Source organism: Streptomyces sp. NPDC006512 (genome assembly GCF_040611935.1).
Taxonomy (GTDB): Bacteria; Actinomycetota; Actinomycetes; order Streptomycetales; family Streptomycetaceae; genus Streptomyces.
In genome coordinates this window covers 129,444-137,445 of the sequence record NZ_JBEXPG010000019.1, presented here as the reverse complement: position 1 = coordinate 137,445, position 8,002 = coordinate 129,444, and the positions used below count along the sequence as shown (strand labels likewise).

Annotated in this window: 6 protein-coding genes, 1 tRNA gene and 1 other RNA gene; 5 read left to right on the top strand and 3 right to left on the bottom strand. The window is 73.2% G+C overall.

The genetic code is table 11. The features are described 5' to 3' along the window. Positions 1-1,454 (bottom strand): DNA polymerase III subunit gamma and tau (locus ABZZ17_RS15955; protein WP_356876235.1); only part of this gene is annotated, 1,454 nt, incomplete at its 3' end. Positions 1,455-1,519: 65 nt separating this feature from the next. Next, positions 1,520-1,618, bottom strand: an RNA gene (gene ffs / locus ABZZ17_RS15950) — signal recognition particle sRNA small type. Positions 1,619-1,759: 141 nt separating this feature from the next. Here ffs and ABZZ17_RS15945 point away from each other — a divergent pair. The 3 genes from ABZZ17_RS15945 to ABZZ17_RS15935 all read left to right on the top strand — a co-directional run bounded on the left by ABZZ17_RS15945 (position 1,760) and on the right by ABZZ17_RS15935 (position 2,587). After that, positions 1,760-1,847 (top strand) — tRNA-Ser (locus ABZZ17_RS15945). A gap of 79 nt (positions 1,848-1,926) precedes the next feature. Beyond that, entirely contained in the window at positions 1,927-2,088 is a 162-nt protein-coding gene (locus tag ABZZ17_RS15940) for a hypothetical protein (protein ID WP_356876233.1), read from the top strand. A 142-nt stretch (positions 2,089-2,230) separates the two neighbouring features. Beyond that, entirely contained in the window at positions 2,231-2,587 is a 357-nt protein-coding gene (locus ABZZ17_RS15935) for a protease inhibitor I9 family protein (protein ID WP_356876231.1), read from the top strand. Positions 2,588-2,636: 49 nt separating this feature from the next. Here ABZZ17_RS15935 and ABZZ17_RS15930 read toward each other — a convergent pair whose 3' ends face one another. Next, entirely contained in the window at positions 2,637-4,082 is a 1,446-nt protein-coding gene (locus tag ABZZ17_RS15930; RefSeq protein ID WP_356876229.1) for a helix-turn-helix domain-containing protein, read from the bottom strand. A gap of 232 nt (positions 4,083-4,314) precedes the next feature. Between ABZZ17_RS15930 and ABZZ17_RS15925 the strand changes: the two genes are divergently transcribed. Continuing rightward, on the top strand, positions 4,315-5,154 hold the full coding sequence (locus ABZZ17_RS15925; RefSeq protein WP_356876227.1) for an FAD binding domain-containing protein: 840 nt from the start codon (positions 4,315-4,317) through the stop codon (positions 5,152-5,154). Then, positions 5,151-7,934 carry a molybdopterin-dependent oxidoreductase gene (locus ABZZ17_RS15920; protein ID WP_356876225.1) on the top strand — a complete coding sequence of 928 codons (2,784 nt, stop codon included), beginning with the start codon at positions 5,151-5,153 and terminating at the stop codon, positions 7,932-7,934. Before ABZZ17_RS15925 ends, ABZZ17_RS15920 begins: the two co-directional genes overlap by 4 nt. Positions 7,935-8,002 lie beyond the last annotated feature (68 nt).

Genomic DNA, 8,002 nt, shown 5'->3' with positions numbered 1-8,002 from the left:
GGCCAGGCTCCGGGCGTACCGCTGCCGGGCTGCGCGGCGCCGGGCCAGGCGCCGGGGGCGGGAGCGGAAGCGGGCGCCGGGGCGGGCGGGGCCGCGGGGGCCTGGGCGGGCGGCGCGGACTGCACGGGAGCCGGGGCGGGAGCGGCCGGAGCGGGAGCCTCGTCGGCCCGTACGGCGGCGCGCGCGGCGGCGACGCCCCCGCCGGGGCCGGCCGGGGCCATGCCGTGCGCCTCGGGGGACGGTACGTAGGCCATGGCGGGCGGGGCCGCGAAGGCGGCGGCCGCGCCGGCCGGGGGTCCGCTGCGCTCCAGCCGGTCGAGGCGGGCCTGGAAGGAGCGTTCGTCGTCGAAGGCGGCGGGCAGCAGCACCCGGGCGCAGATGAGCTCCAGCTGGAGCCGCGGCGAAGTCGCGCCGCGCATCTCGGTGAGCCCGGTGTTGACCAGGTCGGCGGCGCGCGACAGTTCGGCGGCCCCGAACACGGACGCCTGGGCCTGCATCCGCTCCACGACGTCGGCCGGGGCGTCGATGAGCCCCTTCTCCCCGGCGTCGGGCACGGCGGCCAGGATCACCAGGTCGCGCAGCCGCTCCAGCAGGTCGGCGACGAAGCGGCGGGGGTCGTTGCCGCCCTCCACCACCCGGTCCACGACCTCGAAGGCGGCGGCCCCGTCCCCGGCGGCGAAGGCGTCGATGACGGAGTCGAGGAGCGACGCCTCGGTGTACCCGAGCAGGGAGGTCGCCATGGCGTACGTCACACCGTCGTCGGCGGCGCCGGCCAGCAGCTGGTCCATGACGGACATGGAGTCACGCACCGACCCGGCGCCGGCGCGCACGACGAGCGGCAGCACGCCGTCCTCGACGGTGGCGCCCTCGCGGCCGCAGACCTCGCCCAGGTAGTCCCGCAGGGTGCCGGGCGGCACCAGCCGGAACGGGTAGTGGTGGGTCCGGGAGCGGATGGTCCCGATGACCTTCTCGGGCTCGGTGGTCGCGAAGATGAACTTGAGGTGCTCCGGCGGCTCCTCGACCACCTTCAGGAGGGCGTTGAAGCCCGCCGAGGTGACCATGTGGGCCTCGTCGATGATGTAGATCTTGTAGCGGCTCGACGCGGGGCCGAAGAAGGCCTTTTCCCGCAGGTCACGGGCATCGTCCACACCACCGTGCGAGGCGGCGTCGATCTCGATGACGTCGATCGAACCCGGGCCGTTCCTGGCGAGGTCGCGGCAGGACTGGCACTCCCCGCACGGGTCGGGGGTGGGGCCCTTCTCGCAGTTCAGGCACCTGGCCAGGATGCGCGCGCTGGTCGTCTTCCCGCATCCGCGCGGACCGCTGAACAGGTACGCGTGATTGACCCGGTTGTTCCGCAGGGCCTGCATCAGCGGGACAGTGACATGCTCCTGCCCGATGACCTCGGCGAACGACTCGGGGCGGTAGCGGCGGTACAGCGCAAGGGACGACACGTCTACGAGGTTATCCGGGCCCGCCGACAACGGCGGCCCGCCGACGCCCCCGGACCCGTCCCGGAACGCAAAGCGCCCCCCACGCACCCGCCAGAGCCCACTTACCCTTGCTGCCTTCCGGCCCTGGGGGAGTTGGGTGAGATAGCGCCACGTGAGGGGCTGGCCCCACCCTAGCCGATCCCGGCCCCCGGAATCGACCCGACCCCGAACCCGGATCCACCCGCGACCCGATCGGGGAGGACCCCGGGACGGGTGATCCGGATCGTGTTCGCGAGCACCCCTCAACGTCTTGTATTGTTTGCGGCGGAGGATTCGCCTAGTGGCCTAGGGCGCACGCTTGGAAAGCGTGTTGGGGGCAACCCCTCACGAGTTCGAATCTCGTATCCTCCGCCAGTGCCTCACCGGGCACTTGAAGGCCCCGACCGGGAAACCGGCCGGGGCCTTCTGCGTTGTCCGGGTACGGAGGTGCCCCGTGAGGTGGAACCTGCCGTGGAGCGGGGCCCGGGGGCGGGGCGGTGTGCGGGTCCTGAGCCGCCTCGTGCTCGATCCGCCGTTCCTGGAGGCCTGGTGCCACCTGCGGGGCGCCGAACGGACCTTCAGCCTGTCGCGCATCGAGGGCGTCATGCCCGCGTAGCCGGTGCGCACCGGGGCGTCGGCGGGCTCCGCGGCGGGTGATCACGCGTGCGGAAGGCGTCGTACGCTCGGAGGGGGTTCAAGGTTCGGCGGGTGGTGGCCGAAGGACCGGGTAGCCGATCCGCTACGAAACGGAGTCCCGTATGCGTCCGCTCCTGCGTCCCGCTCTGATCGCCGCCGCCGTCCTGCTCGCCCCGGTGGGTGCGGCGCCCGTCGCGTACGCCGCCCAGGGGGTGGAGTCGGTGCGCGCGGGTGACGACCGCCGGAGCGAGCCGTACATCGTCACCCTCGTCCCGGACGCCGATCCGCAGCGGGTGATGGACGACACCGGCGTCACCGAGGCCCGGTTCGTGTACCGCAGCGTCGTGCGGGGCTTCGCCGCCGACCTGAACGAGGCGCAGCTGGCCGCGCTGCGGGTGCACCCGGAGGTCCGCGCCGTCGAGCGGGACGGCCGGGCCGTCGGCAGCCCGGTCGAGGACGGGGTCACCGGCATCTGGTGAGCCGGCGCGGTACGCGGCGGGGCGGTGCGGCGGCGGGGGAGGCCCCGGGTCAACCGCAGCGCAGCGCCGCGTACAGGTCGAGCTTGTGGTCGAGGCGGGACAGGTCCCGGCCGGTCAGCGCCTCCACCCGCTCGATCCGGTAGTGCACGGTGTTCACGTGCAGGTGGAGGGCCTCGGCCGTACGGGCCCACGAGCAGTTGTTGGCGAGGAAGACCTCCAGGGTCTCCCGCAGCATCCCGTCTCCCAGCGCGCCCAGCGTCCGTGAGCCGAACACCCCGCGCACCTCCGGCGGCACCCCGGACAGGAGTTCCGCCAGGGTGTCCAGCTGCTCGACGGCGCGTACCGGGCCCTCCGCGTCGGCCGCCGTCAGCGCGAAGCGGGCCTGGGTGAGGGAGGACCGCAGCGCGTCGGGGCCCGCGGCCCGGGCGCCCGCGCCGAGGCGCAGGTCCGCGTCCGGGCCGCCGCAGGCCTGGAGCAGCGGCCACACCGCGCGCAGCGCGGCCACGTGGTCGGCGGCCGCGCCCGGGTCCTCGTACAGCACCGCGACGGGGCCGCCCGCTGCCCGCGGGACGCCCTCCAGGTGTTCCAGCGCCTCGGCCAGCGCCTCGCCCGAGGTGGCCACCAGCACCCGGTAGGGGCCCGAGGCCGGCAGCCCGGCGGCGGTCAGCGCCTCCTCCAGCGCCCCCGGGTCGGCGTCCGCCGACAGCAGCCGGACCAGCTCCCGGGCGGCCGCCCGCCCGGGGGCCCCGTGGCGGGTGTGTCCGTCCCGGTACTGGGCGATGACCTCGGCGATCTCGTGCAGCACGCGGGGCGGGGCGGCGTCCGCGTCGGGCACGTGGAGCTGCCAGGCGTCGTACGGGGAGCTGTCGGACTCGATCCGCAGCGAGAGCCCGGCGCGCGCGGAGGCCGCCCGCTGGGCGGGGATCGGCGGAGCGGAGGGCGTACGGGCCACCGTGCGGCCGCTCGCGGTCAGCAGGTAGCACGCCACCTTGCCCAGGTGCGCGCAGGCCCGGTCGAGGAGTTCGGCGGGTCCGGCGCCGCCTTCGAGCAGCCGGCTGAGCTCGGCGCGCACGTTCTCGGGGAGGGCGAATATCCGGTTGGGGCGGCGGCTGAGGTCGCCCCACTGGCGCAGGTACACCGCCTCGGTGACGGCCCGGAAGCTGGTCTTCGCCGGGACGGCCACGATCGGCACCCGGTGCGTCCGGCAGGCCGCGACCAGCTCGTCGGGGACCCGGCCGTGGGTCTCCTCGCCCGCGAACAGGGCGGTGGCGCCGGCCCGGGCGAGGGCGGAGACGAAGTGGTCGGCCTTCGCCAGGTCGCCCTCCGCCCACCACACCAGCCCGCTCAGCACCAGCTCGCCGGGGCCGAGGAAACGTCCCGGGTCCTCCAGGTCCGTGGCGGTGACCCCGCTGACCTCTTGGCCGAGAAGGGCTTCCTCGCCCCAGAGCAGGGCGAGGCCGAGATCGTCGGACTGGAGCAGATCGAGGACGTGCATGGCGGGGACTCCTTGCGGTGGGGGTGACCCACATTCGCCAGGTGAATACGTGAATTCCCATCTTAAATGCAAGGGCAATGGGCACCTAAGGCTCTTGGATGATTATCCAGCGCGGACCCCTGCAACCCCGTGCGTTTCCGTGGCCGAGACCAGTCGTATCGCCCCCGCACCCGTTGCTTCACTGGCCGGAAGACATGTACGGAGCGCGTCGGAGAAGGGCTGGTGGCGCGAAATGGACCTCAATACGGTGCTCGACGTGCGCGACGCGCGCCGCCGGGAGCCCTGGCGGCCCGGCGACGCGTGGCTCGGCGGCGGGACCTACCTCTTCTCCGAACCGCAGCCGCACGTCCGCCGCCTCTTCGACCTCTCGCGGATGGGCTGGCCGCCGCTGTCCTGGCAGCCGGACGGCTCCCTCGACATCTCCGCCACCTGCACGATCACCGAGCTGTCCCGCTTCGGCCGGACCCTGCCCGCCACCGCCGCCCCGCTCGTCGAGCAGTGCTGCCGGGCCTTCCTCGCCAGCTTCAAGATCTGGAACATGGCCACCGTCGGCGGGAACCTGTGCAACGGCCTGCCGGCCGGCCCGATGATCTCCCTCACCGCCGCCCTCGACGGCACCGTCCTGCTCCAGGGCCAGGACGGTGCCACCCGCCGGCTGCCCGTCACCGAGTTCATCCGCGGCGCCGGTGTGAAGGACCTCCGTGACGGGGAGCTGCTGCGCTCCGTACGGATCCCCGCCCGCGTCCTGGACTCCCGTACGGCCTTCCGGCAGGCCTCCCTCTACGGGCTCGGGCGCTCCGGCGCCCTCGTGATCGGCGCTTCGGACCCGCAGGACGGCTCCCTGGCCGTGACGGTCAGCGCCGCCACCACCCGCCCGTTCCGCTTCTGGTTCGCGCTGCCCCCCACCGCCGGCGAGCTGCGGGCGGTGATCGACGACGCCGTCCGGCCCGGGGAGTGGTACGACGACATCCACGGGCTGCCCGAGTGGCGCCGGCACATGGCGCTGCTCCTGGCGGAGGAGATCCGCCGCGAACTCACGGCCGGTTCCACGCCCGAGGAGGTCTCCCGATGAGCTACCGGATCGAGATCAACGAGCAGCACTTCGAGGACGAGCCCCGCGCCGGCCAGTGCCTGCGCACCTACCTGCGCGAGCGCGGCTGGTTCGGCGTGAAGAAGGGCTGCGACCAGGGCGACTGCGGGGCCTGCACGGTCCTCGTCGACGGGCAGCCGGTGCACAGCTGCCTCTACCCGGCCGTCCGCGCGGAGGGCCGCCGCGTCACCACCGTCGAGGGCCTCGCCAAGCCCGGCGGTGAGCTCCACCCGGCGCAGCGGCAGTTCCTGGACGCCCAGGGCTTCCAGTGCGGCTTCTGCACGGCCGGGTTCCTGATGACCACCGCCGCCCTCCAGGCCGAGGAGGGCACCGCCCACGACGACGGCAAGCTCCAGGACCTCCCGCGCGCCTTCAAGGGCAACATCTGCCGCTGTACGGGTTACCGCGCCATCGAGGACGCGGTGCGCGGGGTCCGGCACACGGAGGACCCGGAGGCCGGTCAGGCCGTCGGCAAGTCCCTGGGCGCCCCCGCCGGGCCGCTCGTCGTCACCGGAACGGCCCGCTACACCTTCGACGTGGAGGTGCCCGGGCTGCTCCACATGAAGCTGCTGCGCTCCCCGCACCCGCACGCCCGGATCGTCTCCATCGACACCACCGACGCCCTCCAGGTCCCGGGCGTCCACGCGGTCCTCACCCACCACGACGCGCCCGACCGGCTGTATTCGAGCGCCCGCCACGAGCACCCCACCGAGGACCCGATGGACACCCGCGTCCTGGACGACGTGGTGCGCTTCGTCGGCCAGCGCGTGGCGGCCGTGGTCGCCGACAGCGAGCAGGCCGCCGAGGAGGGCTGCCGCCGCGTGGTCGTCACGTACGAGGAGCTGCCGTACGTGATCGACCCGGAGGAGGCCATGCTCCCGGGCGCCCCCGTGCTCCACCCCAAGGGTCCCGAGTCGGGCATCTTCCGCGCCGAGAACAACGTGTGCGGCGAGGTCCACAACACCCTCGGCGACATGGAGAAGGGGTACGCGGAGGCGGACGTCGTCCACGAGGAGACGTTCCGGACCCAGCGCGTGCAGCACGCCAGCCTGGAGACCCACGGCAGCGTCGCGTACTTCGAGCCCAAGGAGGACGGCGACGGCGAGCGCATCACCGTCCGCTCCTCCACCCAGGCGCCGTTCCTGACCCGGCGGGCGCTGTGCGCCCTGTACGACCTGGGCGAGGACGAGGTACGCGTCGTCGCGGGCCGCGTGGGCGGCGGGTTCGGCGGCAAGCAGGAGATGCTGACCGAGGACATCGTGGTCCTCGCCGCCCTGAAGCTGCGGCGCCCGGTGAAGCTCGAATTCACCCGGGCCGAGCAGTTCTACGGTGCCACCACCCGCCACCCCTTCAAGATCACCATCAAGATCGGCGCGAAGGCCGACGGCACCCTCACCGCGCTGCGCATCCGCGTGCTCTCCAACACCGGCGCCTACGGCAACCACGGACCGGCGGTCATGTTCCACAGCGTCGGCGAGTCCTTCGCCGTCTACAAGGCGCCGAACAAGGAGGTGGAGGCGTACTCGGTCTACACCAACTGCGTTCCGGCGGGCGCCTTCCGCGGCTACGGCCTGGGCCAGGTCCTCTTCGCCCTGGAATCGGTGATGGACGAGCTGGCCGTCCGGCTCGGGATGGACCCGCTGGTCCTGCGCGAGAAGAACGTCATCGGCGCCGGAGACCACATGGTCACCCCGATCGGCCACGAGGAGGACCTCTTCATCGCCTCGTACGGGATGAAGCAGTGCATGGACGTCGTCCGCAAGGCCATCGCCGAGGACCGCAGCCACGAGGACGTCCCCGAGGGCTGGCTGACCGGCACGGGCTCGGCGGTCGCGATGATCGCGACCGGCCCCCCGGGCGGCCACTTCGCCGACGCGCGGGTCAGCCTCCTGCGCGACGGCACGTACGACATCGCGGTGGGCACGGCGGAGTTCGGCAACGGCACCACCACCGTCCACAAGCAGATCACCGCCGGGGCGCTGAACACCACCGTCGACCGGATCACGGTCCGCCAGTCGGACACGGACGTGGTCCGCCACGACACCGGCGCGTTCGGCTCGGCCGGCACGGTGGTGGCGGGCAAGGCCGTGATGCTGGCCGCGGGCTCCCTCGCCGAACGCCTGCGGACCTTCGCCGCCCGGCACACGGGCGTGGCCCGGCACCTGTGCGAGCTCCAGGCCGAGTCCTTCGACTGCGCGGGCCGCGTCCTCACCCTCAAGGAGCTGTACGAGGCCGCGTACGACAAGGGCAGGCTCGACGAGATCGCGGCGGACGGCCACTGGGGCGGCTCACCCCGCTCGGTGGCCTTCAACGCCCAGTGGTTCCGCCTCGCCGTCGACCCGGACACCGGCGAGATGAGGATCCTGCGCAGCGTGCACGCGGCCGACGCCGGCAAGGTCATGAACCCGATGCAGTGCCGGGGCCAGGTCGAGGGCGGCGTCGCGCAGGCCCTGGGCGCGACCCTCTTCGAGACGGTACGGGTGGACGAGCGCGGGGAGGTCACCACGGCCGCCTTCCGCCGCTACCGGCTCCCGCAGTACGCGGACGTCCCGCGCACGGAGGTCCACTTCATGGAGACCTCGGACGCGATCGGGCCGCTCGGCGCCAAGTCCATGTCCGAGAGCCCCTTCAACCCGGTCGCCCCGGCCTTCGCCAACGCCCTGCGGGACGCGACGGGGGTCCGCTTCACGGAGCTGCCGGTGACCCGTGACGTGGTGTGGCAGAAGATCAACCGGAAGCTGCAAGGCGGAACCCACGAATGACGTCCGGTCTGCGGCTCATATACACCTCCGAACCTTGCAGATGAGGTTCCGGAAAGAGCCGTGACGGG

Excerpts from the sequence above, each read along its gene's own strand:
- ABZZ17_RS15935 (WP_356876231.1), top strand. The coding sequence starts at position 2,231 with ATGCGTCCGCTCCTGCGTCCCGCTCTGATCGCCGCCGCCGTCCTGCTC.
- ABZZ17_RS15930 (WP_356876229.1), bottom strand. The coding sequence starts at position 4,082 with ATGCACGTCCTCGATCTGCTCCAGTCCGACGATCTCGGCCTCGCCCTG.
- ABZZ17_RS15925 (WP_356876227.1), top strand. The coding sequence starts at position 4,315 with ATGGACCTCAATACGGTGCTCGACGTGCGCGACGCGCGCCGCCGGGAG.
- ABZZ17_RS15920 (WP_356876225.1), top strand. The coding sequence starts at position 5,151 with ATGAGCTACCGGATCGAGATCAACGAGCAGCACTTCGAGGACGAGCCC.